The sequence below is a fragment of the Ruegeria sp. AM5 genome (assembly GCF_056540645.1).
In genome coordinates, this window is the sequence record NZ_JBQFXC010000002.1 from 758,865 (window position 1) to 783,109 (window position 24,245).

Sequence of the window (24,245 nt, forward strand, 5' to 3'; positions counted from 1 at the left end):
CGGGGTTTCTTTGCGCCTGCCGCATCTGCTATGCCGCGCTGCAACATGAACCCTGCGAGGAGCGAGCATGAGCGCCACCGCCCGCAAGAAAGCCCCGAACGCCGAGGATATCCGCGCCCGGAAAGGTACTGATCCTCTGGTCTCGTTGACCGCCTACACAACACCGATGGCGCAGTTGATGGATGCGCATTGTGACTTCGTTCTGGTCGGTGACAGCGTCGGCATGGTGTTGCACGGGTTGACGTCGACCCTTGGTGTGACGATGGAGATGATGATCATGCACGGCCAGGCCGTTGCCCGTGGTCTGGACAAGGCAATGATGGTGATCGACATGCCTTTCGCCAGCTACGAGCATGACCCGGCTCAGGCATTCCGCAACGCAGCCCGGCTGATGTCGGAAACAGGAGCTGGGGCGGTTAAGCTGGAAGGTGGCGTCGAGATGGCTGAAACCATCCGGTTTCTGGTCAAACGCGGGATCCCGGTGATGGCACACATTGGCCTGACACCGCAGTCGATAAACACTTTGGGTGGCTATAAGGTACAAGGGCGCGACGAACAGGCCGATGCCGTATTGGCCGACGCCCGGGCCGTCGCCGAAGCAGGCGCGTTTTCGGTCGTGTTAGAGAAAGTTCCGCAGGGTTTGGCCAACCGGATTACCGCTGAGATTGCGATCCCCACAATCGGCATTGGTGCCTCTGCCGGGTGCGACGGGCAAATTCTGGTGGTGGATGATATGCTTGGCTTTTTCACCGCCTTCAAACCGAAATTCGTCAAACGCTATGCTGATCTTGGCCCGCTGGCCGAAGCCGCCATTGCTGAATACGCCGCCGAGGTTCGTGCGCGAAGCTTCCCGGCACACGAACACGTCTTTGCCGATGCCGTACCCGTCAAAGGACCCAAGTCATGACCGCGCCTATTCTGCGTCGACTGGCAGACTTGCGCGCTCTGACCCGTGATTGGCATCTGAATGGTGAGGTGATCGGAGTTGTCCCCACCATGGGTGCGCTGCACCAGGGGCATCTGTCGCTGGCCGAAGCCGCGAAGACGGCTTGCGACCGGGTGATCGTGACGATCTTTGTAAACCCCAAGCAGTTCAACAACCCCGAAGACCTCGCCAACTATCCGCGCACCGAACAAGAAGACGCGAAAAAACTCGCGCCTTACAACGTCAATGCGATATACGTGCCCGACCCGGATGAGATTTACCCTGATGGCTTCGCCACCACAGTCTCGGTCTCGGGTCTGACCGACGCGATGGAGGGAGAATTCCGCCCGGGTCATTTCGATGGTGTGGCAACAGTTGTCGCAAAGCTGTTCCTGCAAACGCAAGCGGATCGAGCCTATTTCGGGGAAAAAGACTATCAGCAGCTTATGATCGTCCGCCGGATGGCCCGCGACCTCGATATCCCTATCGAGGTGATTGGTTGCCCCACGGTGCGTGAACCTTCGGGCCTCGCAATGTCTTCGCGCAATCAAAGGCTATCCGAGGACGGTCTGGCCATCGCAGCCGAAAAACATCGTATCATGCGTGCAGTTGTTCAGGCGCTGGAAAACGGCGAAGAATTCGAAGCTTTGGCTTCTCAGGCACAGGCCGATCTTTTGGCCGCCGGCTTCAACGAAGTGGAGTATCTGCAACTACGCTGCGCTGAAACGCTGGAGCCTATGACCCATGCCAAACGACCCGCACGACTGTTTGCGGCAGCCTTGGTCGACGGCGTGCGGCTGATCGACAATCTACCGGTGTCTCCGGTCTGATTTCCCCTCTGGTACGTTTGGTTGTGTTTGCGCTAAAGTCCTGCAAAACCAAAGCGGGAGGGGCGCAGGAATGACCTATATACTGGCAATCGATCAGGGCACCACATCGTCTCGTGCAATCCTGTTCGACGCGCAAATGCAGCGCGTCGGCACTGCGCAGCACGAGTTTACACAGCATTTCCCACAGGAAGGCTGGGTTGAGCATGATGCCGAGGAGATATGGGACAGCGTTCTGACGGTTTGCCGTGAAGTGATGCAAAGGACAGGTGTATCCGCGGCACAGATCGCTGGCATCGGGATTACCAACCAACGCGAAACCACTGTCATCTGGGATCGCGCCACCGGGGCCCCCATTCACAACGCAATCGTCTGGCAGGACCGTCGCACCGCTGAGATTTGCGAGCGTCTTCGCAAAGCGGGATGCGAGGATGACGTAACTGCCCAGACCGGTCTGCTGCTAGATCCTTATTTTTCAGGCACCAAGGTCAAATGGTTGCTTGATACCGTCCCCGGCGCACGCGACCGTGCTGCCGCCGGAGAGCTGCTGTTCGGCACAATCGATACCTTCCTGATCTGGCGACTGACAGAAGGGCGCGTGCACGCCACCGACGCCACCAATGCGGCCCGCACATTGCTATTCGATATTCACAAAGGGGAATGGAGTACCGAGATCTGCGACTTGCTGGACATCCCCCAAGCTTTGTTGCCCGACGTGCGCGATTGCGCCGCAGACTTCGGATCGACCTCCCTGTTTAACGGTAATATTCCAATTCTCGGCGTGGCGGGGGATCAGCAAGCTGCCACCATCGGACAGGCCTGTTTCCAGCCGGGCATGATGAAATCCACCTATGGCACGGGCTGTTTCGCACTACTCAACACCGGTACGCAGCCAGTTGAATCGAAAAACCGGCTGCTAACGACAATTGCCTATCAGTTGGACGGGCAGAAAACCTATGCGCTTGAAGGCTCGATTTTCATTGCCGGTGCGGCGGTGCAATGGCTGCGCGATGCGTTGCAAATCATCGAAACCGCACCGCAAAGCGGTGAACTGGCCGCCAAAGCTGATCCAAACCAGCACGTTGTTCTCGTCCCTGCCTTTACTGGGCTGGGCGCGCCTTATTGGAAACCCGATTGCCGGGGCGCAATCTTTGGCCTGACTCGCAATTCAGGCCGCGCCGAAATCACGCGCGCCACGCTGGAAAGCATCGCGTTCCAGACCCGCGACCTGTGGCACGCCATGCAGGGCGATTGGGGCGCAGAGACTGACGTGATCCTGCGCGTCGACGGCGGAATGAGCGCCTCGGACTGGGCCATGCAGGGGCTTTCCGACATTCTGGGCGCCCCGGTCGACCGCCCGGTGATGCAGGAAACCACCGCGCTTGGTGCCGCATGGCTGGCGGGCATGAAAGCGGGTGTCTACCCGGATCAGGCCGGATTCGCCGAAACCTGGGATCTGGATCGGCGGTTTGAGCCTGCAAAACCCGTAGCTGACCGAGACGCGGCCTATGCACGCTGGCAACGCGCGGTTCAGGCGGCCATGGCGTTCTAACTGTGGTCCTTCATCAAGCGCTGTTTCTGCCGTGACCAGTCGCGCTTGGCCTGCGTTTCGCGCTTGTCGTGCAGCTTTTTACCTTTGGCGATGCCGATCTTCAGCTTCGCCCGACCCTTGTGATTAAAGTAAAGTACCAGCGGCACCAGCGTCATGCCTTTGCGTTGGGTCGCGTTCCACAGGTTCGACAGTTCCTTGCGTGACACCAGCAGTTTACGGCGGCGGCGTTCTTCATGTTTGAAGACCTTGGCCTGCTCATAGGGCGCGATATAGCTGTTGATCAGCCATAGCTCTCCATCATCGACGGACGCATAGCTTTCAGCAATGTTCGACCCACCGGCACGCAGGGATTTGACCTCGGACCCTTCCAGGACAATACCGCATTCGAGATCGTCTTCGATCGCATAATCGAAGCGCGCACGCCGGTTTTCGGCGATCACTTTGTAATTCGGGTCAGTATTCTGCTTCTGCTTGGCCATGACGCGTTGATTTAGGCCGCTTGCGTCCGCCTTGCAAGGCAGGGTTACGAATTGGCCGAGATTATCAGGTCAGGTCCAAATATCGTGTCAGCGTGATTGTGCAGATAAATCTTGAGCCACGGGGTAAAACGGTCGGGATGCCGTTTCACCTCGGCCAGCAGATCGTGGTAATCGACCCAGCGGATATCCATCACTTCTTCCGGGTTAGGCTCGATTTTTAGGGCCCCACGCACATGGGCCAGAAAGACATCGACCACCTCGTTCTCGACCATTCCGTTGCCGACATCGGCGTGATACTCCAATCGATGCCGGTATTCGGGGTAAAGTCCGGTGATGCCCAATTCTTCGCGCAGGCGCCGGACGGCACAATGCGAAGCGCTTTCGTCCCAATCCGGATGCGTACAACAGGTATTCGCCCATAGACCCGGCGTGTGGTATTTGCCCATCGCCCGGCGTTGCAGCAATATCTCGGTCCCGCGCACGGCAAACACGGACACAGCCTTGTGTCGCAGCCCCTTTTCATGCGCCTCCAGCTTGTCGACGGGTGTCAGTTCGCCCTCAACCCAAGCCGGGATCAAGATTCCCATCTGTCGTCTCCTGTTGGCGATCTCCGGTGCACATGGCCTTACCGGTTTTCCCCAAAGTGGCGCTGATTACAATGTCAATCAATCGCACGAAAGGCCGCAGGGGCTGCGGCATTTCGAAGTTCGTCTGTAAACCTGTTGGCGGAGTTACTCTCCCGAAACGCTCACGATATAGGCGTAAACGTCTTCGGCGCCCTTTTTCAGCTTGAAGGTCATTTTCGACTTGGCCGAGGTTTCCCCCAAATAGTCTTTCAAGAATGCTTTGGGGTCTTGGGCGTAGGCCACGAAAGTCTCTTCATCCCAGACCAGACCATTTTCGCCCGCGGCCACGATGCTATCGCCGTATCTGAAGCCTTCTTCAGTGCCGGCGGTGCGGCCTGCGATTCCGTACAGGTTCGGACCCGTCTTACCGCCCTTAACGATAACTTCACCCGCAGGGTCAGCAATCATGTGACAGGATTTACATTTATTGAAGGTCTTCTTACCCGCTTCGGCATCACCTTCTGCATAGACAGGAAGGGCCAGCAGACCGGCAATTGCGGTGGCAAGGATACGATTCATAGCTTTTGCTCCGATATGAATTGGCTGCACCGAATGGATCGCTGGCACAGCAGAGAGTCAACGCGCAGATTGCCGCGCGACGGCACTGTGTCACAGGCGATCGGTGTCGTACTTAACCGAAGTCATGTAACTGCGACCAGCAGGGCAGCAGGTCGCCAGCGCGGGGGGAAGCCAGATAGATAGCCCGTGCAATCGCGCGCGCAAGACAGATCGAGGCCGCATGGCCGATCATCGCCATCGCCTCGGGGCCAACCGTGCGCGCGCAGGTGCTGAGACCGAATACCAGATCCCCATCGCCAGGCGTGTGCGCAGGCACGATGGCGCGGGCGATGCCGTCATGGGCTGCTACCGCCAGACGCTGGCATTGCGGTTTGGTCAGCGCTGCATCAGTTGCAACTATAGCAATCGTGGTGTTTGCGCGATCTGGCGGAGCAGAATGCATCATCTGCGCCTTACGGCTGACAAGAGAAGAACCGAGGCCCGAGGTCGGATCTGGCCCCAATCCACCGAACTCGTCATCGATCTCAAACGGCGCAGCCCAAAAATGCCGATCACCCGGTGTGGTTACGCTGCCAAGCGGATTGGCCGCAACCAGCGCGCCGACGGTTACGCCACCCTCAAGCTTTAACGAAGCCGAGCCTAAGCCACCCTTGTGCATCGCGGCCAATGCGCCGGTACCAGCCCCCACCGAGCCCAGTTCAAATTCTGGTGAGGCGGTCAGATACGCAGACTTCCCTAGATCGCGATAAGGATTTTCGGTCCAGTTCTTATCTCCACCATTGAGTAGATCGAACAGAATCGCGCCCGGCACGATGGGCACGACGGCCGAACCGACCTGAAATCCGCGCCCCTGAGCGCGCAATGCGTCTGAAACGCCCGAGCACGCATCCAGTCCAAAGGCCGAGCCGCCGGACAAAGCAATCGCGTCGACCCGATCAACAGTTTTGTCGACCGCCAGAAGGTCGGTCTCACGCGTGCCGGGGGCGCCGCCCATCACATGAACCGAAGCTGTGAACGGGTTGTCCGCCGTCAGGACAGTTGTGCCTGATTTAAGCGTATCATCGTGCGCATTGCCAACCTTGAGGCCAGCGACATCAGTGATCAGGTTTCTGGGTCCGGGGTTCATTTTCGTCTCGCACACTGGGCCGGAAATCGCGCTGGCGCGCGCTGCCTCCGGCGGAGATATTTATGGCCAGATGAAGGGCGGATCAGATGCATCGGCCTCCGTCCACTTCCAGGGCTGTGCCGGTGATCATGCTGGCCTCGTCCGAGCAGAGGAAACAGGCGGCGTTTGCCATATCTTCGGGGGTTGAGAAGCGACCAAGCGGGATCGTCGACAGGAATTTGGCGCGGATTTCCGGGGTGTCTTCACCCATGAAGGATTTCAGCAGCGGGGTTTCACCCGCCACCGGGCAGATCGCGTTGACGCGCAGGCCCGAGGGGGCAAGTTCGACGGCCATCGTCTTGGTCGCGGTGATCATCCAGCCTTTGGAGGCGTTGTACCAGTTCAGATTGGGCCGCGGCGACAGGCCTGCTGTTGAGGCCACGTTCAGGATCGCCCCCGCGCCACGTGTCTTCATCTGCGGAACAAAGGCGCGCGCGGTCAGGTAAACGGATTTCATGTTCACGGCGAAGACGCGGTCGAATTCATCGTCATCGACGTCCTCAAGTGGGGCCGGCAGGTGCGTCACGCCCGCATTATTCACCAGAATATCAAGCTTTCCGAATTCTTCCGACACCGCATTTGCCATTGCCTGAACCGATGCCGCATCCGAGACGTCAACGTGCTGTGCGATGGCATTCGTGCCGACCGCAGACGCCATGTCGGAAGCCGCTTCGCCATTGATATCTGCGATCATCACGCGGGCGCCTTCGGTCAGGAATTTTTGCGCAATCCCAGCGCCGAACCCGGATGCGCCGCCGGTTACGATGGCGGTTTTTCCCTCAAGCCTCATGGCTTTACCTCCCCTGCGTCTTGCACCGGCAGAGTAGCAACGTGCAGCGAAACTGCCAGATCAATCTTCGGACACTTTGCCTCGCAGGGCTTTGACATCCGCGCGGGCTTTCTTAGCAGCAAGCCTTCGCTTGACCGAACCATAAGTGGGTTTGGTCGCGATCCTGCGCTTGGGATTGACCAAAGCCCGCGTGATCAGTTCAGCCAACCGGGCGCGCGCGATGTCGCGGTTTCGGGCCTGAGAGCGTGTTTCTTCACATTGAATGATGATGGCGCCGTCCTTGGTCCAGCGACGTCCGGCCAGCCGTTTCAGACGTGTCTTGACCGGATCAGGCAAGGAAGGTGAGCGCGCGGCCTCGAACCGCAGCTCAACGGCGGTGGAGACCTTGTTGACGTTCTGCCCACCCGGACCAGAAGACCGCACGAAGCTTTCGGTCATTTCCCAGTCTTGCAGGGCGATATCGTCGGTGATGCGCAACATGGATCGGACCTTACAGGGCGCAGTTGAAAACAAAAAGGGCCGCCCCGGCGGGACGGCCCTTCGAAAGCTCAGGAGGTTGGGTCGGTTAGATCAATCGACCAGCCGGAGCGAGCGCTCCGCCAAGGGCTGCCTTAACAGGCGATCCCCCCGGTTGTTCCAACACCTCTCTCCAATCTCTTTCTCGACACTGGATCACCTCCTTTTCTATCTGTTGCGGTTAACTTTGAGCCTGACACAAGATGCGCCAATCTCAAAGCACTTTTTTATGCAGGCTGCGCGGCGGTCAAACGGGCAACAATCACCTTGAACGGAATCAGGGCGATTAGCGCCAGCGACAGTTTCACCAGCCAGTCGGCGAAGGCCAGCGTTACCCAGAGTGGGGCCATCGGGCCGGACAGCATGAAGGGCACAGGCTCCCACGCCCAGTTGATCGCTGCATCTGCATTGGCACCAAAGACGGTAACCGAGACCGAGAACGCCAGGGTAAAGAAGATCGCGGTGTCCAGCGCCGAGCCAACCAGTGTCGACACCAGCGGCGCGCGCCACCAGCGGCCACCACGCAGTGAGTTGAACACAGTGACGTCGGTCAATTGCGCAATCAGGAAGGCGGTGCCCGAAGCCACAGCAATGCGCAGCGGTACGGCTGCATAGATAAACCCGTCACCCTGCAGCATGATCTGGCTGCCGATCAGCGAGCAGATGATACCGGTGACAAAACCGGCGAATACGACCTTGCGGGCCGGACCCACGCCATAGACGCGGTTCATGATGTCGGTGACCAGAAAGGCCAACGGATAGGTGAAGGCACCCCAGGTCAATAGGCCATCAAGGATCAGGAACTGGACCAGGATGTTTGAGGCCACGACGATCGAGGCCATGGCAAGGATGCCGGGAATATAAGAGCGTTGCATTTTCAGATGCCCGTTTTGACAAGGTAGCGGCGACTTGGCCCCAGGCTCATCCCGAGGCAGGCCGTGCGTTTAGACCTTTGTATGCGGCCTGTCAATCAGGCAGCAAGTATTCCACCAACTCGGTACGTTGCAAGGAACGAAAATTGTCGTCCGAAACCATGGTTGCGCGCAACCGCCCGTTCTGATCGCGCCAGACCGAAAGACCCTCCAGATTGTCATGGGCCCCGGTAGCGGTTTCAAACAGCGTTTCTTCGGCCTTGGGCACGTCGCCAGAGATCACCCAGCGTCGCAGGCGTGAGCGGAAGCCGATGAAAGCCACCGCACGCTCTAACACATAGAGCCTCCCGTCGGGCCCGAAATCCGCTGCAACCGGTAGGAACTTTCCACGGGGCGGCAACACAAAAGGCGCTGACCAGCGTGCGCCATCCCAGCGATAGACCGGTATATCGCCTCGAACAGTGCGGGTCTTTTCGGTCAGCGTATACAACCGCCCGCGACCATCTATCGCCAGCGCTTCAAATGAGCCGTTGAGGTCCATATTCAGGAACTCTCGCGGGCGCGGCAGAACCCGTCCATTGGCGTCGGGGGCAGTGTAATGCACGATTCGGTGAACGCCTTCGAACGAGACGTAAACGCTGCCATCTGCAGCAACGGCGAGCCCTTCGGAATCCCCTGCCCTCCCCTTCAAGATACGGCCTTTGCTGGACAGAATCGGCCACTGGTCAAGGATTTGGATGTTTCTGATCGTATCTTGATCTCGTTCAATCCGCGCGGTGATCAGTGTTGACCGGTCACTGATAGCGGCCATGTTCCGCCCGTTTTCGGAGATATGAATCGCCGAAAATCCACCGAACCAGTTAGCGTTGTCGCGCCAGACATAGCTGTCCAGCAGCGAAGCCTGCTTAAGCTCCATCGCCTGAACAGTCCCTGCCAGCAGAAGCGCCGTGATCAGTTGGATTGCAGAACGGCGGTACATTGCTGGGGTAGATCAGCCAGGCGAAACTCACGACGCTTTTTCGGTGCTGGCGCATTTGGATCAGGTGGCGGTGGGTTCAGAATATTGCGCACCCATTGCTGCGCCTCGGCGCAACCATCACCCTTGGGTGGCGGGTCCTGATTTACACAGCCTTTCGATCCTTTCGGGCATTTCAACCGCACGTGGAAATGATAGTGATGTCCCCACCATGGCCGGATCTTGCGCAGATAGGCTTTGTTGCCCTTCTCGTCATTGCACATCTGCACCTTTGCACCCGGGAATACGAAGATCCGGGCAACGCGCTTGTCCTTGGCGGCTTCGCGCAATACCGCATGGTGCTGCTTGGTCCAGTTGCCGTTTACATACGCGCCGTTCGCGCGGCGCAAGGATATAGACGAGATATTCTCGCGTGCTTTGCGGCTTAGGCGCATGTTATCGCCCGGCAGCATCCAGATATCGATATCCAAACCCAACTGATGCGAACGATGGCCCGAAGTCATCGGCCCCCCCCGCGGTTGGCTGATATCCCCGATATAGAGACCATTCCACCCCGGTTGTTTCGCGGCAAACCGGCTGAGATCCTGCACATAGTCGATCGCCTGAGGATGCCCCCAATTGCGATTGCGCGACAGGCGCATGGCTTGCCAAGTTGGCCCGGTTTCAGGGAGTTGCACCGACCCGGCGGCGCACCCGCGCGAATAACTGCCGAATGCGGCAGATTTTTGCTGCGACCCAACCTTCTGGGCTCCGAATAACTGTTTGGCCAAGGGCTGTGCCGTGGCCACGCCTGCCAGTGCTATTGCGGCCAGAACGGCCAAAAAACGTAGTAAAATCATCTGCTCTGATCCCCTTCCGGTTTCACCCAGCGCATCAGGACTAGGCCCAGAATAAACAACAGAATGATCGGTGACACCCCCAGTCTTGCACTACCGGTTGCTGTTGTTGCTATTCCGATCAATAGCGGCGCTGCAAAGGCGGTCGCCCGACCCGAAAGCCCGTACAGCCCAAAACTCTCGACCGGGGTGGCGGGATCAGTATGGCGTACCATCATTGAACGGCTGGCGGATTGCAGAATACCTCCCATGCCGCCGATCAGAACTCCGCACCCGAAGAACGTCATGTCCGGCAGGCCCGAGCCTACGGGTAATGAAATTCCGTAGATCTGTGTTCGATCCATCGACACAACCGTTACGCAGACAAAGATCAGAACCCAAATCGCAACCAATATCACCGGTTTAGGGCCGTATTTGCAATCCATCTTGCCGCCGATCCATGCAAAGATGGCCGAGGCCAGAACGCTGACGATCCCAAATACGCCGATTTTTATCAGGTCCCATTCAAGCACCAGCCGCGCGTAGACGCCTCCGAAACTGTATAGCCCGTTCAACGCGTCGCGATAGAACATCGACGACCCCAGATAGGTCGCGAGACTGACCCGGTGACGCAGCGCCGCCACGGACTTGCCCAGCAAGCGCAGCGCCTCACCCACGCTACCCTGTTTGTTGGTCTCGGGATCATCCCGAACCCACAGGAAATACGGCACCATGAACAACACGAACCATCCGGCGGTGAAGGGGCCGACAAACCGCGTCCCTTCACGCGTTGCCGCATCCAGCCCGAACAACGGATCCATACCAATCAAGGTCTTGCCGTTGGGCTGTTCAACAAACAGCGCCAGCATGATGGCCAGCGACAGCAGGCCTCCGAAATAGCCGAAGGCGAAGCCCGAACCTGAAATCTCGCCCACTTCTCTATCGTCACCCAGATCGGGCAGCTGAGAGTTGATGAAGATCAGTGCATATTCTGCGCCCACAAAGCCCAGACCAAAAGCCGACAGCATCAACCACATGTTCGAGCCATCGGGCATCGTGTACCACAACGCGGCAGACCCCACCGCGTACATCACCGAAAACCCGAGAATCCACGGGATGCGCCGACCCGAAACATCCGCCATCGCGCCCAACAGGGGCGCTCCGAACGCGATGATCAGCCCAGTTATGGTCAGGCAATTCGCCCAGACGGTCTGCGCCTGCGCCGCCGCAGCATCGGTGTCTAATCCGGTATTCGCATAGTATTGAGCCGCCACCCCGGCGAAATAGGGGCCAAAGACAAAGGTCACCAGCAATGTATGGAACGGCTGGCTGGCCCAGTCGAAAAACCACCAGCCCCAGATGCGCTTACGCTTGGAAATCTCCGCCATCTCTGCCCCATATTATTATTGTTGCGATCATAAGACGGGGCTTTGGGTCAATTCGCAAGCGTTCTGTTGGGGCGCACTTGCTCTTTGCGGCTGTGACGCTTAGGTCTCAGGACAATTGACGAACGGAGTGCCCATGCTGTCGCTGATCCAAATCCTTCTGCTGATCCTGGACATTGTCTGGTTCATCATCCTTGCCCATGTGATCATGAGCTGGCTGATCAACTTCCAGGTGCTGAACCTGCACCAGCAACTGGTGGCGCAAATCTGGTACGGACTGAACCGTTTGTTAGAGCCGATCTACGGCCCCATTCGCCGCATTCTACCCGCCATGGGCGGTCTGGATCTGACCCCTCTGGTGGTGCTGATCGGGGTCTATGCGTTGCGGATCATTCTGATCAACAACGCGGTCTATTTCTACTGACCTCTTGTTCACCGAATCTTAGTATGTGATGGTCCTGTCTTAAGAGCAGATAAACCATAAAACAGGACCCTCCGTCGCATGTTCGACTCCGCACCCTTGTTGCGAGACGTTTTCGGATTCGACGACTTCCGCCCCGGTCAGGAAGAGATCGTCGACGCCGTGACCGCGGGTGAAAACGTGCTGGCGATCATGCCCACTGGTGGGGGCAAGTCCTTATGTTTTCAGTTACCTGCGTTGCTGCGAGACGGCGTGACTGTTGTGATCTCTCCGCTGATCGCCTTGATGCGCGATCAGGTGCGTGGGCTGCAGGAAGCCGGTGTCGAGGCGGGCGCGCTCACCTCGGGCAACACCCCCGAAGAAACTGATGCGGTATGGGACGCATTAGAGGCTGGGCGGCTCAAGCTTCTGTATATGGCGCCCGAGCGTCTGGCCGCCGGGTCGGCGCTGGGGATGCTGCGCAGGATTAACGTCAATCTGATCGCGGTGGATGAGGCCCATTGTGTCAGCCAATGGGGCCACGATTTCCGCCCTGATTATCTGCGGATCGGAGAGCTGCGGCGCGCTTTGAATGTGCCCCTCGCCGCGTTCACCGCGACAGCGGATGCGGAAACGCAGGACGAGATCGTCGAAAAACTGTTCGACGGTGTTGAGCCGCGCAAGTTCCTGCGGGGGTTCGACAGGCCCAATATCCATCTGGCTTTTGCCGCCAAGGATGGACCGCGCAAACAGATCCTCGATTTCGCTGCCGCGCGCAAAACCCAATCCGGCATCGTCTATTGCGGGACCCGCAACAAGACCGAGGTGCTGGCGCAAGCCCTGCGCGCCGAAGGTCACACGGCCTGCCACTATCACGGCGGGATGGAGGCCGAGGATCGCCGCATCGTGGAAGCTCGGTTTGCGCGCGAGGACGGGCTGATTGTCGTCGCTACGGTCGCCTTTGGCATGGGTATCGACAAGCCGGACATCCGCTGGGTCGCCCATGCGGATTTGCCGAAATCGATCGAGGCCTATTATCAAGAAATCGGTCGCGCCGGGCGCGATGGTGGACCAGCCGAGACCCTGACCTTGTTCGGGCCTGACGATATCCGACTACGACGCTCACAGATCGACGAAGGGCTGGCCCCACCTGAACGGCGCATGGCGGATCATGCGCGTCTTAACGCGCTGCTGGGATTGGCCGAAGCACTGAAATGCCGCCGCCAGAGCTTGCTGGGGTATTTTGGGGAACAGACTGAACCCTGCGGCAAGTGCGATCTCTGCGACAACCCGCCTGAAGTCTTCGACGGCACAACGCCCGTCCGCATGGCTCTGTCCGCCATTCTACGCACCGAGGAATGGTTCGGCGCAGGTCATCTGATCGACATTCTGCTTGCCAACGAGACCGATAAAATTCGCGCACGGCGACACGACAATCTGTCCACCTACGGCATCGGCAAGGACTGGTCGCGCCCACAATGGCAAGCGATCTTCCGGCAGATGATGGGCCATGATTTGGTGCGCCCCGACCCTGAACGCCACGGCGCGCTGCGTATGACAGAAACCGCCAAACCCATCCTGAAAGGTGAGGCGCAGATCGATCTGCGCAAGGATACCATCCGCAAAGCCACCCGACGACCCGCTGTCAAATCGATGGTGTCCGAGGAAGACGCGCCGCTGCTCTCGGCGCTCAAGGCCAAGCGGCGCGCACTGGCCGAGGCCGCTCGGGTCCCGGCTTATGTCATTTTTCCTGATCGCACCCTAATCGAGATGGCAGAAACCCGACCTGCAAATCTGGATGACATGGCGCGGATCAGCGGTATCGGGTCAAAGAAACTGGAGCGCTATGGATCCACTTTCCTTGAGGTGCTGACCGGCGCGGTAGAAGAATTGCACCCGGCGCGGCGCAAGCTTGCCGGCCGCAATCAGGGCGACATTTACGATCAGTTGCTTGAGGTTCAATCACAATTGTCGCGTGGCCCCGACGGGATCGACAAACCGCTAAGCTGCACGGCCTCGCAATTGGCGAAAGTGGCACAACTGCACCCGGATGATCCACGAGCGATGGAGCAGGTTCTGGGTGACCGTCGTCACGAAAGGTTTGGCGCGGCGTTTCTGGACGTGCTGCAACAGGCGGGCTAGATACGCCTGAGCAGGCGAGAAACGAGGGCGGATATGCTGGTAGTGATTTCCCCGGCCAAGCGGCTGGATTGGGCTGAACGAAACGTCGAAGTGACACAACCCGATTTTCAGGATGACGCGATCCGCTTGTCGAAGACCGCACGCAATCTGACATTGGGCGATCTGAAAAAATTGATGGATCTGAGCGATGATCTGGCTCGCCTGAACCGCGACCGGTATCGTATGTTCTCGGACGCGCCCGATGCGGAGACGACGCGCCCTGCCGCACTGGCTTTTGCGGGCGATACCTATCAAGGGCTTGAAGCCGCATCGCTGGATGCCGACGAAATGGCCTGGGCACAGGATCACCTGCGCATTCTGTCCGGGCTTTATGGCGTATTGCGCCCGCTGGATGCCATACAGGCCTACCGGCTTGAGATGGGTAGTAAACTGAAAACCAGACGCGGGAAAAACCTGTACGAATATTGGCGCGATCAGCTAAGCAAGGTGCTGAACGCGCAGGCCGCCGAAACTGACAGCAAGGTTCTGGTGAACTGCGCCAGTCAGGAATACTTCGGCGCGGTCGACCTGAAGGCACTGAAGCTGCCCGTTGTGACCCCGGTCTTCATGGAGGACAAGGGCGGCACCCCCAAGATCGTCAGCTTCTTCGCCAAGAAAGCGCGCGGTGCGATGGCACGCTACATCATCCAGCACCGCCTGACCGATCCCATTGGCCTGTTGGATTTCGACAGCGTTGGTTATGAATACAGGGCAGATCTGTCTGACGACTACAAACCTGTGTTTGTTCGCCCCTATCAGGCCTGATCGAGCAGTGAAGGGTCGTAGGCTACAAGCTCAACGGTGTTCCCTTCGGGGTCTTGGGTGAAGATACCGCGCCAGCCGATCCAGCCGAAATGCTCGACCCGATAAGGCTGGTCGATCTGGTCGTACCAGCGCATGACAGCATCCTGTTCGACAAAGGGCAGCGACAGCGCGATATGGTGCAGGGCCGAGGCGCCCCCTGTTACTGGCACTGCCGCGCCAGTCTGGCCCGATCCACGCTCAGAGCCAACAGATTGGTGAAACAGGGCCAGCACCTGTGTATGTCCACCAAACCCTTCGGCAATCCGAAAAAAGGTGATGGCGCTGTTATGGTCGCCTTGCAATCGCTGCAACCCGATCACCTTCTCATAGAAATACACCATTGCCGCCATATCGGCGCAGCGAATTGCAATCTCACCCAATCCCCGGGGGCGAAAACCGCGCTCATCTGACATAAATCGATCCTATTCCGTACTTTCACCTTCTGCACCGACCAATTGGGCATCGGCTGGACGATGTTCCAGTATCATCTTGTGGATCAGTTTCTTGTGCAACGGTTTGGTCAGATAATGATCAAGCCCGGCTGCCAGTATGCCCTGATCATCCCCTGTCATGGCATGGGCCGTCAGGGCCACTATGGGAACATGTCGATCCGTGCCGATCTCACGCCGCCGGATTTCACCCGTCGCCTCTTTCCCATCCATCTTGGGCATCGAGATATCCATGAAAATCAGGTCCGGGTCGAAACTGGCGAAGGTTTCGACCGCCTCCAACCCATTGGAGACGAATTTCAAATCGATATTCAGATCTTTGGTCATCTTTTGAAGGATCAGTTGATTGGTTCGATTGTCCTCGGCTGCCAGAACCCGCATCAGCCTCTGATTCTGCGGAACTTGCGCATGAGTCTCGGGATCAGCGACGCAGTCGTCACTGCGATCCGACTTGAATACAGGAGCACCCAGCGCCATCAGCCGTGAATACAGCTCGGCGCGAGGAATGGGCTTTTGCAACACGCCGTCAATCAGGCGATGGGCCGGGTCGGCATGAATCACACCCGGATTGGCCGACATCACCACAATTGGCAGATCACCCCATCCTTTGTCGCGCAGTGTTGTGGCGAGTTCCAGACCGTCCATGTCCGGCAGATCGTGATCGCACAGCACCAGATCAATAGTTTTGTCCATTGCAGAAAGCGCTTCAGCCCCTGTTGAACAGGTGAGCGCCTGAGACCCAAGGCGGCTCAGTTGCTTGGTCAAAATGGCGCGGTTGACGGCCATATCCTCGACCACCAGAACACGGCCCAACTGCCCCGCCAGATCAGGCGGAACGGGCTGCGGACCTTCGGCCGTGGGCAGTGTGATACGGAAACCAAAGCAAGATCCTTTGCCCGCGTCACTTTCGACCCAGACGGCACCGCCCATCATCGAGATCAGCCGCTTGGTGATTGCCAGCCCCAAACCCGTGCCTTCGAATTGGCGGTTCTGAGCATCCTCAACCTGATTGAATTCACCAAAGATGTGCGGGACCTTGTCGGCTTTGATTCCGATACCCGTATCCTCGATGGCCACGTGGATGTCGCAGGTTTCAGTTGTCGCGTCAGGAACGCCGGTCACCCGAATAAGGACATGGCCTTGCGCGGTAAACTTCACTGCATTGCCGACAAGGTTGGTCAGAATCTGCCGAATCCGCCCCGGATCACCCACAAAAAGCGTCGGCAGGAACAGGTCATAGTCCACCAGCAAGGTCAGGCCCTTGTCGCGTACGCTGGGTTGCAACAGCATCGCGACCTCAAGGATACAGCGCTCCAAATCGAACTGTTCGGGGTGCAGCGTCAACTTGTCGGCCTCGATCTTGGAATAGTCGAGAACATCGTTGATGATGACCAGCAAAGCCTCGCCCGAATTGCGAATTGTGCTTACATAGAGCCTTTGTTCTTCGTTCATCGGGGTTTCGGTCAGCAGTTCGGTCATACCGACGATCCCGTTCATCGGCGTGCGAATCTCATGGCTCATATTGGCCAGAAAGGCGGATTTGGCGCGGTTTGCGGCCTCGGCCCGTTCACGTGCAGCGTCCAGCTCGGCCTCATGCCGGACCGAGGCTGTGATGTTCAACGCCAGGCTCAGCACGTCACCGCCGTGGCCCCGCTGATCAATCAGCCGGATATATTGGCTGTTCCACAACTGGATCACCTCGGGTTCGGGGTGCGGTTGCGCCCAGCGTGCAAGCATACGCACCTGCCAGTCCGCGATATTTTCTGCGCCGATATCCACGATCCCTTCATGGGTCAGAATTTCAAGAATACGCGTGTAGCTGATCCCCGGCGCGACCTCTTCCAGCCCATCGAATACGCTTAGGTAAGCGGCGTTGGCACCGATCAGTGTGTTGTTGCCGTCGAAAAAGGCAAACCCGTCAGGGATGGTCTGGATCGAATGCCACAGGCGGCGTTCAGCCACTTCGATCTTGGCATTGGCCACGGTCAGATCGGATTTGACCTTTTCGTTTTCATCGCGAACCGTCGCAACCTCGGCCTGAGTCTCATCGATCTGACGTGTCAATGCGATAGCATGACGTCCCAATTTGCGGTTGGCAGCAGACAACTCGGCCTGTTTCAGATGCAACAACCGCTCCGCCGCCAGTCGTGCGCGCCGTTCCTGCGCCAGTTTCTCAGCAAGACTCATGTAAAGTTTTCCCGCGATAATCTGCTCAGAGCATCGCGGTAGAGCATGAAAAAGTGCTTAAGCAGCGTTAGCGACGTCCCTCGCGCAACCAACCGGCCAAGAGGAACCCACCGGCCAGCAACAGCACCAGCCAGGGTGGAAGCAACCCGGCCTGTGTAACATCGCGGGTTTCATAGGCGTCGCGCGGGGTCAGACCGATCCAGCCCCGACCTGCTGCCGGTCGGCCCGCACGGACATTCCGGATTGAGGGCAGACCCTCTTCCAACCGGATCGTTCCCCCGCGCAGGCTGGCCAGAACGGGGCTTAGAATCTCATCGGTCGCGATCGTGCGCTCGAATTCCTTTGGTGCAGCAGGACCAAGGCCGATCACGGCAGAATGCGCGCCCTCTTCCAGACGGTACAGGCCAATTTCAGGGCCGAAGTACTGCGCCTCGAACCGACCGGGCGAGACTTCGTTTAGCGTAATCTCCAAGGTGTCGCCGTTGGGGAGGGTGACGGTGACCGGGCCAACCTCATCCTCCAGCGTTTGACGGATAATACGCATGGACTGGCCGTTCGCTTCGGCCCACAGCGCCTCTTCCTCAAGCTCGGGTTCTTTCATCATCCAATGCGCCAGCCTGCGGAGTAGTTCCAGCTGCGGGCCACCGCCCTCAAAGCCGCGGCTCCATAGCCAGGCGTGGTCTGATGCCATCAGCGCCACACGGCCTTCACCCACGCGATCCAACAGCAGCAACGGACGATCATCCACGCCGGTCATGAGCATATTGCCGGACAGCTGGCTGACATCGATCTGGCGCAGCCAAGCGCCCCAAGTCTCAGCATCGCCCAGATCAGCGGTAACCGGATGACGCTGGCCCAGATCGGTGACCATGGGCACGTACCGTTCCTCGTAAACCCGCGCACTGGGTTTTGCGGGCAGGACCGGCCCAAGCGGGGATCGGTACAGGCTGTCAGCCGTGGCAAAATCAGGGCCAGCAGCGACCAGCACCGCGCCACCATTGACGATATAGTCGCCAACATTATCCAGATAGATCGCAGGAAGGATGCCGCGCCGTTTGTAGCGGTCAAAGATGATCAGGTCGAAATCATTGATCTTCTCCAGAAACAACTCTCGCGTTGGGAAGGCAATCAGTGAGAGCTCATCCACCGGTACGCCATCCTGTTTTTCCGGCGGCCGGAGGATGGTGAAATGGACCAAATCAACCGAGCTGTCAGATTTCAGCAGGTTGCGCCAAGTACGCCCGCCCGGATGCGGCTCGCCCGATACCAGCAGAACACGCAGGCGATCCCGCACACCGTTCATCTGGATCAGAGCCGTGTTGTTGCGGTCGGTCAGTTCGCCCTCGGCCTGCGGGACCGTGAACTGGATGACGTTCCGACCACCATGCGGCAGCGTGATCGGGAGCTCGACGTCCAGACCGATTGGAATGGTGAACTGCTCGGGTTCACCTCCGTCGACGGAAATCTCAAGCGGAGCGTTAGTAACTCCAGCAGGCGCAGCGCCAGTATCTTCGACGCGCAGGGTCAGGGTCACGGGCTCACCGATAATGGCGAAGGCTGGGGCGTTACGCACGATCAGGCGCCGATCCCAATCGCCTTCGCGCCCGGTCTGCAACAGATGCATTGGAGCAGGCAGGTCGGGTGCCAGGTCTGCATCATGAACGATGCCGTCTGACACCACGATAATGCCCGCAATCCGCGCACGGGGTTCTTCGGCCAGTGCCGCGTTCAGCGCAGCCATGACCTGCGTGCCCTCGTCACCATCGCCGTCACCAACCTGGATGCGGCGCAGCTCGGTATTGTCTCGGGCTTCGATCTCGGTCGCGAGGTCGTTGGCAGCCTGAGCAGTCTGTTCGGCACGATCCGATAGGGTTTGACTGGCGCTTTCATCTTCGATCATCAACACGATGTCGGTAAGCGGCGCGCGATCTTCGACCTGATAGACAGGACCGCTAAGCGCCCCGAGGATGACCAAGGCCGCCAAGCCGCGCAGGGCCCAGCCCGACAGACCGCGCCAAAGCGCCAGAACCACACCTGACATGGCAATCAATGCCACGGCTGCCAGAAACGGCCACGGGATTAGCGGGTCAAAGATGACGGTTCCGGTCATTGTCCCAACCTGTCCAAAAGCGCGGGCACGTGAACCTGATCGGATTTGTAATTCCCGGTCAGCACATGCATTACCAGATTAACCCCAAACCGATTGGCCAACTCGCGCTGTCGTTCTCCGGCATAACCGCGACCCACGGGCAACAGGGACTGACCGTTGCGATCCACCGCCCAGGCCCCGGCCCAGTCATTACCGCCGATCACCACCGGGGTCACGTTATCGTTGAGGTTTCGGAAGGGCATTCCTTCGATCTGCTCGGCATCGGGTGGCGCGGCTTCGACCCAGACCTCGGTGCCAGAATATCGTCCGGGAAAATCCTGCAACAGGTAGAAGGCGCGAGTCAGCACGTGGTCACGCGGAACAGGCTCTAACGAGGGGATATTCAGCGGTGCCGCCAGCTGTTGTAGCTTGCGCCCATTGGGACTGGAGGCCCCGAAACCGGCGATATCGGCATCGCGCGTGTCAAACAGGATCATCCCACCCGACCGCAGATAGGCGTTCAGCTTTGCATAAGCTTCAACCGAGGGCTGCGGCTGGTCCGGAGTGACAGGCCAATAGAGCAGCGGAAAGAATGCAAGCTCATCACGTTCAAGGTCGATGCCAATCGGGTCGGCGGGTTCGACCGAAGTGCGAAAATGCAGCGTCTGCACCAACCCACGCAGCCCGGCCAGCGCGATATCGTCGACCTGAGCATTCCCGGTAAGTACATGGGCCAACACAAGCTCATGCGTCGCGTTCAATGCAAAATCGGTGTCTTCAGGGGTCTGCGCCCGCGCCTCGGGGGCAAGGAACACGGCAGTAAGCGCAAATGCAACAGGGGTTGCCTTGGCCAAGCGCCCCGACAACGCCAAAGACGCAATCACATCGATTGTCAGCAACAACAGTGCAAGGCCAAGCAACAGCCCTTCCAACGGAGTCTCATTGCTGATCTCCTGACCCCGGATTGGGACGTCAGACGGCCAGACCACCGGGGATAGTACAGCATCCTCGGCAAGAACATTCCGCGCCAGTTTCTGCTTGCCGTTTTCATAAAGCCCCGGGCGCAGGTCCGGCCCGATTTGCCCAGAAACCAGTTCGACTCCATCGACACCGGGCAGCGTTCCTGCGTCAGTCAAAACACCGAAGCCATCCATTATTTGAATCGGCTCCCATACGGTGCCCTGCATCTGAGCCTCTTGACGCGATTTGGCAGCAGAGGCAACGGCAAGCCGGTCGAGCATTTCGACAAACAGCCCGGACAGCGGCAGGCTGGACCATTCCGCATCAGCCGTGACATGGAACAGAACCACCTGCCCCAGCCCCAGCGGTTTTCGGGTCACCAATGGTGTGCCATCCGACAGTGACGCAATGACCCGATCCGCCAAATTAGGATCTGGTTGTGCCATGACCTGAGTGCTCACAGAGACGTCCGCAGGAATCTCCAACCCATAGAACGGCGAGTTTTCAGTGAACGGAGCAAGCCCCTTCGCTTCACCCCAGCTCATGGCGCCGCCGACCGAGCGGCCACCGCTACGAAGTCGAACCGGCAACAGTGCATCCTCAGTATCGCGCCCCAGATCGCTGGCGGCCATGCGTGGGCCGGCAAAGCGCAGCAGTAGGCCGCCCTGTTCAACCCATTCGACGACTTCAGCCTGTTCCGACTCGGACAGCTTGGCCACATCCGCCAATACGATCACATCCGGGTTCGCGGGGAGAACCTCGGCCAGGCCGCCTTCGACAAAATCAGCGGTCGGAATCAGCACCTGTGTCAGGTAGTGAAGCGGCGACAGTAACTCTAACCCTTCGCGGTTCAGGGTACCTGCGATCAATGCCACTTCGCGCCGACGCAGGCTGTCATCTGTCAGTGTAATGGCACCGGCAGAGCGCTGGCCTTGAATCTCGAACCGTGTAATGCGTGCGCGCAGTTCCGATGGAAGCGCAAGATCAATTTCCGCCTGCGTAGAGCCGTTTTCGAACTCAAGATTGGTCGATTGCAGCACCCGCATTGCTCCTGCCGGGTCGCGCCCTTGCGCCAGAACGGTGACTCTTTCCTCTGGTCCTGGATTAGCGCGCTGTACGCTGAGTCGGATTGCGCCGTCCTGATAGGTGGCGGGCAAGATCGCGGTAACGGGTGCAGAGGATTGGTAGACAATCACGTCCCCACGCGCCTGCAGGGCAGAAGTCAAACGATCATGGCCGACATAGGACAGACGGTCGCTGAACCAATGGGTGTCGAAGCCACCTTCGACCTGTCCCAACGCGATCAGAGTTTGGTCAATCTGTGCTTCGGTTGGCTGCCACGGCATCGGTGTAAGGCCCGGCAGACGACCACGCCACGCCTCGGCGGCCTGAAACACAGGTGCCTCAGGCTCAGTCAGACGCAAGATCGACACAGGACGACCCGCCCGCCCGGCTTCCGTCAATTGCGCATCAATCTGATCAAGTGTCGAGGACCAACGTGTCGCGCCCCCCCAGCTTGCATCCAGCACCAGCAGAAGCGGCCCGGATCCGGTCTCATCGCGTGAGGGGTTCAGCACCGGCCCTGCCAGCCCGATGATGATCGCTGCGGCTGCCAGCATCCGCAGTAGCAGCAACCACCATGGTGTACGGTCCGAAACGCTTTCATCATCCTTCAATCCCAGCAGCAAGGTGACCGCCGGGAAAAGACGTCGGATCGGTGCAGGTGGGACGGCACGCAGAATCAACCACAAAATCGGAAGGGTCAGAAGACCCAGCAGCACCCAAGGCGCGGTAAATCCGATTCCTGCAAGAACCGTCATTGCGCACCCCCATCTAAGGCGCGATAAAGCCACAACAGAGCCGATTGAGCGCTGTCATCGGTGTGATGGAGCCCCATCTGCCAGCCAGTCGCGCGGCACAGGTGGGTCAGCGCATCCTTGCGCGCCGCTAAGCGATCCAGATAACGATCGCGCAAATCAGCGGCCTTCAAGGTTTCATGTCGAGCGGTGCCACCAACACTTTCAAAAATGGTACGTCCCGAATAGGGAAAGGACTCCTCGCTGGGGTCCAGAACCTGCAGCAACACGCCGCGCACGCCCCGGTCAGCGGCTTTGGTAAGGGCCAGCTCGACCTCGTCCAGCGGCCCAAGAAAATCCGAGATAAACACCGCACGCGCATGCGGGATCATGGCGCGGTGTTCGGGTGGCGCGTAATCGGTTTGCGCATCTTCAGACCAGGCTTGGGCCAGCCGAATGATCTGAGCATTCCCCCTGCGCGGGGGCAGCGTCGTGCCAGTCAGACCAACGCGCTCGCCACCACGCACAAGCAGGATAGCGGACGACAGCCCCAGCAGGCGCGCACGATCGGCCTTGGTCGGCAAGTTCTTGTCCGAAGCAAACCGCATCGACGCGCCCTGATCGACCCAAAGCATGATCGACTGTGCAATCTGCCATTCGCGCTCACGTACAAACTGCTGATCACCACGGGCCGAACGGCGATGGTCGATCAACCGGCGACTGTCGCCAATCTGCGCAGGGCGGTACTGCCAGAAATCATCCCCCAGACCCGAGCGTCTCCGCCCGTGATCGCCCAATAAAACGGTTCCGGCCAGATGCTCGGCCCGCGCCAATAACGGCGGCAACCGGGACGCTTCGGCCTCGGAGCGTTCGCGTAGGGTCTGGGCGGCGCTCACGCCGCGGCCTCAGTTCGGACCAGCCCAGTAGCGGTGGACTCAATCAGGTCAGAGAGGCTGTCACCACGTGCCCGCGCCGCGAAGTTCAACGCCATACGGTGGCTGAGAACCGGACGCGCCATGGTCAGAACATCCTCGGCATTGGGGGCCAAACGGCCTTCCAGCATCGCATTTGCGCGCACGGTCATCATCAGAGCCTGCGCAGCGCGCGGTCCGGGACCCCAGGCAACAGTTTCCTTCACCCGCTCTGACACACCTGCCTCATCCGGGCGGAAGGCGCGGACCAGATCGAGGATCAGTTCGACAACCGACTCTCCTACAGGCATCCGGCGCAACAGAACCTGTGCGGCCAGCAATTCTTCTTTGGTGAAAATCTGATGCGCCTCGGCTTCCTCAACACCCGTGGTAGCCAGCAGAATATCACGCTCGGTCTGGCGATCCGGATATTCCACGTCGACCTGCACTAGAAACCGGTCCAGTTGAGCTTCGGGCAATGGATAGGTCCCTTCCTGCTCAATCGGGTTCTGCGTTGCCAGCACATGGAACGGTACGCCCAATTCGCGGTCTTCGCCCGCGACTGTCACCGTACGCTCTTGCATCGCCTGCAACAGCGCCGATTGGGTCCGGGGACTGGCACGGTTGATCTCGTCCGCCATCAGCAACTCACAGAAAATCGGGCCGGAGATGAACCGGAAATGGCGGCTGCCATCTTCGGCAGTATCCAGCACTTCCGAGCCCAGAATATCAGCAGGCATCAGGTCCGGCGTGAACTGGATGCGGTTGCCATGCAGGCCCATCACGGTCGAAAGCGTCTCGACCAACCGCGTCTTGCCCAGCCCCGGCAGACCGATCAGCAGCGCGTGACCGCCGCACAAAAGCGCGGTCAGGGTCAGGTCCACGACCTTCTCCTGCCCGATAAAGCGGCGGGTGATCGAGGATTTGGCCTCTTGCAGCTTGTTTTCCAGCGCTTCGATCTCGGACACGAGGTCGGCAGGTTCGGACATGAGGTTCCCTTCCGTGGACTGTTATGATTGAA

At 59.0% G+C, this 24,245-nt stretch carries 22 protein-coding genes; 6 read left to right on the forward strand and 16 right to left on the reverse strand.

Annotated features, from left to right (window positions below):
• Nucleotides 1-67 precede the first annotated feature (67 nt).
• From panB to glpK, 3 genes are all read left to right on the forward strand, one after another.
• On the forward strand, nt 68-907 hold the full coding sequence (gene panB, locus ACR0AH_RS09365; protein WP_170626741.1) for a 3-methyl-2-oxobutanoate hydroxymethyltransferase: 840 nt from the start codon (nt 68-70) through the stop codon (nt 905-907).
• Nucleotides 904-1,755: a pantoate--beta-alanine ligase gene (gene panC / locus ACR0AH_RS09370; protein ID WP_480591595.1), complete on the forward strand. Its 852-nt coding sequence runs from the start codon at nt 904-906 to the stop codon at nt 1,753-1,755. The genes panB and panC overlap by 4 nt, the downstream gene beginning before the upstream one ends.
• 70 nt (nt 1,756-1,825) lie before the next feature.
• Nucleotides 1,826-3,304 (forward strand): glycerol kinase GlpK, encoded by a 1,479-nt coding sequence (gene glpK, locus ACR0AH_RS09375; protein ID WP_170514141.1) that lies wholly within the window; start codon nt 1,826-1,828, stop codon nt 3,302-3,304.
• Here glpK and smpB read toward each other — a convergent pair.
• The 10 genes from smpB to ACR0AH_RS09425 form a co-directional block, all read right to left on the reverse strand.
• Nucleotides 3,301-3,783, reverse strand: coding sequence for an SsrA-binding protein SmpB (gene smpB / locus ACR0AH_RS09380; protein WP_170394914.1), 483 nt, complete (start codon nt 3,781-3,783; stop codon nt 3,301-3,303). The genes glpK and smpB overlap by 4 nt on opposite strands.
• 44 nt (nt 3,784-3,827) lie before the next feature.
• Nucleotides 3,828-4,370, reverse strand: a complete 543-nt coding sequence (idi, locus tag ACR0AH_RS09385) for an isopentenyl-diphosphate Delta-isomerase (protein ID WP_170394917.1) — start codon at nt 4,368-4,370, stop codon at nt 3,828-3,830.
• A gap of 144 nt (nt 4,371-4,514) precedes the next feature.
• Nucleotides 4,515-4,928 carry a c-type cytochrome gene (locus ACR0AH_RS09390; protein ID WP_170394920.1) on the reverse strand — a complete coding sequence of 138 codons (414 nt, stop codon included), beginning with the start codon at nt 4,926-4,928 and terminating at the stop codon, nt 4,515-4,517.
• Nucleotides 4,929-5,040: 112 nt separating this feature from the next.
• Nucleotides 5,041-6,054, reverse strand: a complete 1,014-nt coding sequence (locus ACR0AH_RS09395; protein ID WP_170733941.1) for a P1 family peptidase — start codon at nt 6,052-6,054, stop codon at nt 5,041-5,043.
• A gap of 82 nt (nt 6,055-6,136) precedes the next feature.
• Nucleotides 6,137-6,883: an SDR family oxidoreductase gene (locus tag ACR0AH_RS09400; RefSeq protein WP_170733942.1), complete on the reverse strand. Its 747-nt coding sequence runs from the start codon at nt 6,881-6,883 to the stop codon at nt 6,137-6,139.
• A gap of 60 nt (nt 6,884-6,943) precedes the next feature.
• Nucleotides 6,944-7,363: an alternative ribosome rescue aminoacyl-tRNA hydrolase ArfB gene (gene arfB, locus ACR0AH_RS09405; protein ID WP_170394928.1), complete on the reverse strand. Its 420-nt coding sequence runs from the start codon at nt 7,361-7,363 to the stop codon at nt 6,944-6,946.
• A gap of 263 nt (nt 7,364-7,626) precedes the next feature.
• A complete protein-coding gene (locus ACR0AH_RS09410) occupies nt 7,627-8,274 on the reverse strand; it encodes a queuosine precursor transporter (protein ID WP_480591598.1) in 648 nt (215 codons plus the stop codon).
• A gap of 91 nt (nt 8,275-8,365) precedes the next feature.
• Entirely contained in the window at nt 8,366-9,250 is an 885-nt protein-coding gene (locus ACR0AH_RS09415; RefSeq protein ID WP_480591600.1) for an esterase-like activity of phytase family protein, read from the reverse strand.
• On the reverse strand, nt 9,223-10,086 hold the full coding sequence (gene mepA, locus ACR0AH_RS09420) for a penicillin-insensitive murein endopeptidase (RefSeq protein ID WP_170515195.1): 864 nt from the start codon (nt 10,084-10,086) through the stop codon (nt 9,223-9,225). The genes ACR0AH_RS09415 and mepA overlap by 28 nt, the downstream gene beginning before the upstream one ends.
• Entirely contained in the window at nt 10,083-11,450 is a 1,368-nt protein-coding gene (locus ACR0AH_RS09425) for an MFS transporter (RefSeq protein WP_480591603.1), read from the reverse strand. Before ACR0AH_RS09425 ends, mepA begins: the two co-directional genes overlap by 4 nt.
• Before the next feature lie 133 nt (nt 11,451-11,583).
• Between ACR0AH_RS09425 and ACR0AH_RS09430 the strand changes: the two genes are divergently transcribed.
• The 3 genes from ACR0AH_RS09430 (at nt 11,584) to yaaA (ending at nt 14,793) form a co-directional block, all read left to right on the forward strand.
• Nucleotides 11,584-11,871 carry a YggT family protein gene (locus ACR0AH_RS09430; RefSeq protein WP_170394943.1) on the forward strand — a complete coding sequence of 96 codons (288 nt, stop codon included), beginning with the start codon at nt 11,584-11,586 and terminating at the stop codon, nt 11,869-11,871.
• A gap of 78 nt (nt 11,872-11,949) precedes the next feature.
• The gene (recQ, locus tag ACR0AH_RS09435; protein WP_480561901.1) at nt 11,950-13,989 is read left to right on the forward strand and encodes a DNA helicase RecQ; all 2,040 of its coding nucleotides are present in this window, start codon (nt 11,950-11,952) and stop codon (nt 13,987-13,989) included.
• Nucleotides 13,990-14,022: 33 nt separating this feature from the next.
• Nucleotides 14,023-14,793: a peroxide stress protein YaaA gene (gene yaaA / locus ACR0AH_RS09440; protein ID WP_480591606.1), complete on the forward strand. Its 771-nt coding sequence runs from the start codon at nt 14,023-14,025 to the stop codon at nt 14,791-14,793.
• On the opposite strand, the gene ACR0AH_RS09445 is transcribed toward yaaA, so the two are convergent.
• The 6 genes from ACR0AH_RS09445 to ACR0AH_RS09470 all read right to left on the reverse strand — a co-directional run bounded on the left by ACR0AH_RS09445 (nt 14,784) and on the right by ACR0AH_RS09470 (nt 24,213).
• Nucleotides 14,784-15,245: a VOC family protein gene (locus ACR0AH_RS09445; RefSeq protein WP_170733948.1), complete on the reverse strand. Its 462-nt coding sequence runs from the start codon at nt 15,243-15,245 to the stop codon at nt 14,784-14,786. The genes yaaA and ACR0AH_RS09445 overlap by 10 nt on opposite strands.
• A 9-nt stretch (nt 15,246-15,254) precedes the next feature.
• The gene (locus ACR0AH_RS09450) at nt 15,255-17,468 is read right to left on the reverse strand and encodes a response regulator (protein ID WP_480591608.1); all 2,214 of its coding nucleotides are present in this window, start codon (nt 17,466-17,468) and stop codon (nt 15,255-15,257) included.
• A gap of 67 nt (nt 17,469-17,535) precedes the next feature.
• Nucleotides 17,536-19,578: a hypothetical protein gene (locus ACR0AH_RS09455; protein WP_480591611.1), complete on the reverse strand. Its 2,043-nt coding sequence runs from the start codon at nt 19,576-19,578 to the stop codon at nt 17,536-17,538.
• Nucleotides 19,575-22,337, reverse strand: coding sequence for a DUF4159 domain-containing protein (locus tag ACR0AH_RS09460; protein ID WP_170733951.1), 2,763 nt, complete (start codon nt 22,335-22,337; stop codon nt 19,575-19,577). The genes ACR0AH_RS09455 and ACR0AH_RS09460 overlap by 4 nt, the downstream gene beginning before the upstream one ends.
• On the reverse strand, nt 22,334-23,209 hold the full coding sequence (locus tag ACR0AH_RS09465) for a DUF58 domain-containing protein (protein ID WP_170733952.1): 876 nt from the start codon (nt 23,207-23,209) through the stop codon (nt 22,334-22,336). Before ACR0AH_RS09465 ends, ACR0AH_RS09460 begins: the two co-directional genes overlap by 4 nt.
• The gene (locus ACR0AH_RS09470; RefSeq protein WP_170394959.1) at nt 23,206-24,213 is read right to left on the reverse strand and encodes an AAA family ATPase; all 1,008 of its coding nucleotides are present in this window, start codon (nt 24,211-24,213) and stop codon (nt 23,206-23,208) included. The genes ACR0AH_RS09465 and ACR0AH_RS09470 overlap by 4 nt, the downstream gene beginning before the upstream one ends.
• Nucleotides 24,214-24,245 lie beyond the last annotated feature (32 nt).

Bases quoted from the DNA above. Each gene is read 5' to 3' on its own strand.
- panB (WP_170626741.1), top strand. From the start codon at position 68: ATGAGCGCCACCGCCCGCAAGAAAGCCCCGAACGCCGAGGATATCCGC.
- panC (WP_480591595.1), top strand. From the start codon at position 904: ATGACCGCGCCTATTCTGCGTCGACTGGCAGACTTGCGCGCTCTGACC.
- glpK (WP_170514141.1), top strand. From the start codon at position 1,826: ATGACCTATATACTGGCAATCGATCAGGGCACCACATCGTCTCGTGCA.
- smpB (WP_170394914.1), bottom strand. From the start codon at position 3,783: ATGGCCAAGCAGAAGCAGAATACTGACCCGAATTACAAAGTGATCGCC.
- idi (WP_170394917.1), bottom strand. From the start codon at position 4,370: ATGGGAATCTTGATCCCGGCTTGGGTTGAGGGCGAACTGACACCCGTC.
- ACR0AH_RS09390 (WP_170394920.1), bottom strand. From the start codon at position 4,928: ATGAATCGTATCCTTGCCACCGCAATTGCCGGTCTGCTGGCCCTTCCT.
- ACR0AH_RS09395 (WP_170733941.1), bottom strand. From the start codon at position 6,054: ATGAACCCCGGACCCAGAAACCTGATCACTGATGTCGCTGGCCTCAAG.
- ACR0AH_RS09400 (WP_170733942.1), bottom strand. From the start codon at position 6,883: ATGAGGCTTGAGGGAAAAACCGCCATCGTAACCGGCGGCGCATCCGGG.
- arfB (WP_170394928.1), bottom strand. From the start codon at position 7,363: ATGTTGCGCATCACCGACGATATCGCCCTGCAAGACTGGGAAATGACC.
- ACR0AH_RS09410 (WP_480591598.1), bottom strand. From the start codon at position 8,274: ATGCAACGCTCTTATATTCCCGGCATCCTTGCCATGGCCTCGATCGTC.
- ACR0AH_RS09415 (WP_480591600.1), bottom strand. From the start codon at position 9,250: ATGTACCGCCGTTCTGCAATCCAACTGATCACGGCGCTTCTGCTGGCA.
- mepA (WP_170515195.1), bottom strand. From the start codon at position 10,086: ATGATTTTACTACGTTTTTTGGCCGTTCTGGCCGCAATAGCACTGGCA.
- ACR0AH_RS09425 (WP_480591603.1), bottom strand. From the start codon at position 11,450: ATGGCGGAGATTTCCAAGCGTAAGCGCATCTGGGGCTGGTGGTTTTTC.
- ACR0AH_RS09430 (WP_170394943.1), top strand. From the start codon at position 11,584: ATGCTGTCGCTGATCCAAATCCTTCTGCTGATCCTGGACATTGTCTGG.
- recQ (WP_480561901.1), top strand. From the start codon at position 11,950: ATGTTCGACTCCGCACCCTTGTTGCGAGACGTTTTCGGATTCGACGAC.
- yaaA (WP_480591606.1), top strand. From the start codon at position 14,023: ATGCTGGTAGTGATTTCCCCGGCCAAGCGGCTGGATTGGGCTGAACGA.
- ACR0AH_RS09445 (WP_170733948.1), bottom strand. From the start codon at position 15,245: ATGTCAGATGAGCGCGGTTTTCGCCCCCGGGGATTGGGTGAGATTGCA.
- ACR0AH_RS09450 (WP_480591608.1), bottom strand. From the start codon at position 17,468: ATGAGTCTTGCTGAGAAACTGGCGCAGGAACGGCGCGCACGACTGGCG.
- ACR0AH_RS09455 (WP_480591611.1), bottom strand. From the start codon at position 19,578: ATGACCGGAACCGTCATCTTTGACCCGCTAATCCCGTGGCCGTTTCTG.
- ACR0AH_RS09460 (WP_170733951.1), bottom strand. From the start codon at position 22,337: ATGACGGTTCTTGCAGGAATCGGATTTACCGCGCCTTGGGTGCTGCTG.
- ACR0AH_RS09470 (WP_170394959.1), bottom strand. From the start codon at position 24,213: ATGTCCGAACCTGCCGACCTCGTGTCCGAGATCGAAGCGCTGGAAAAC.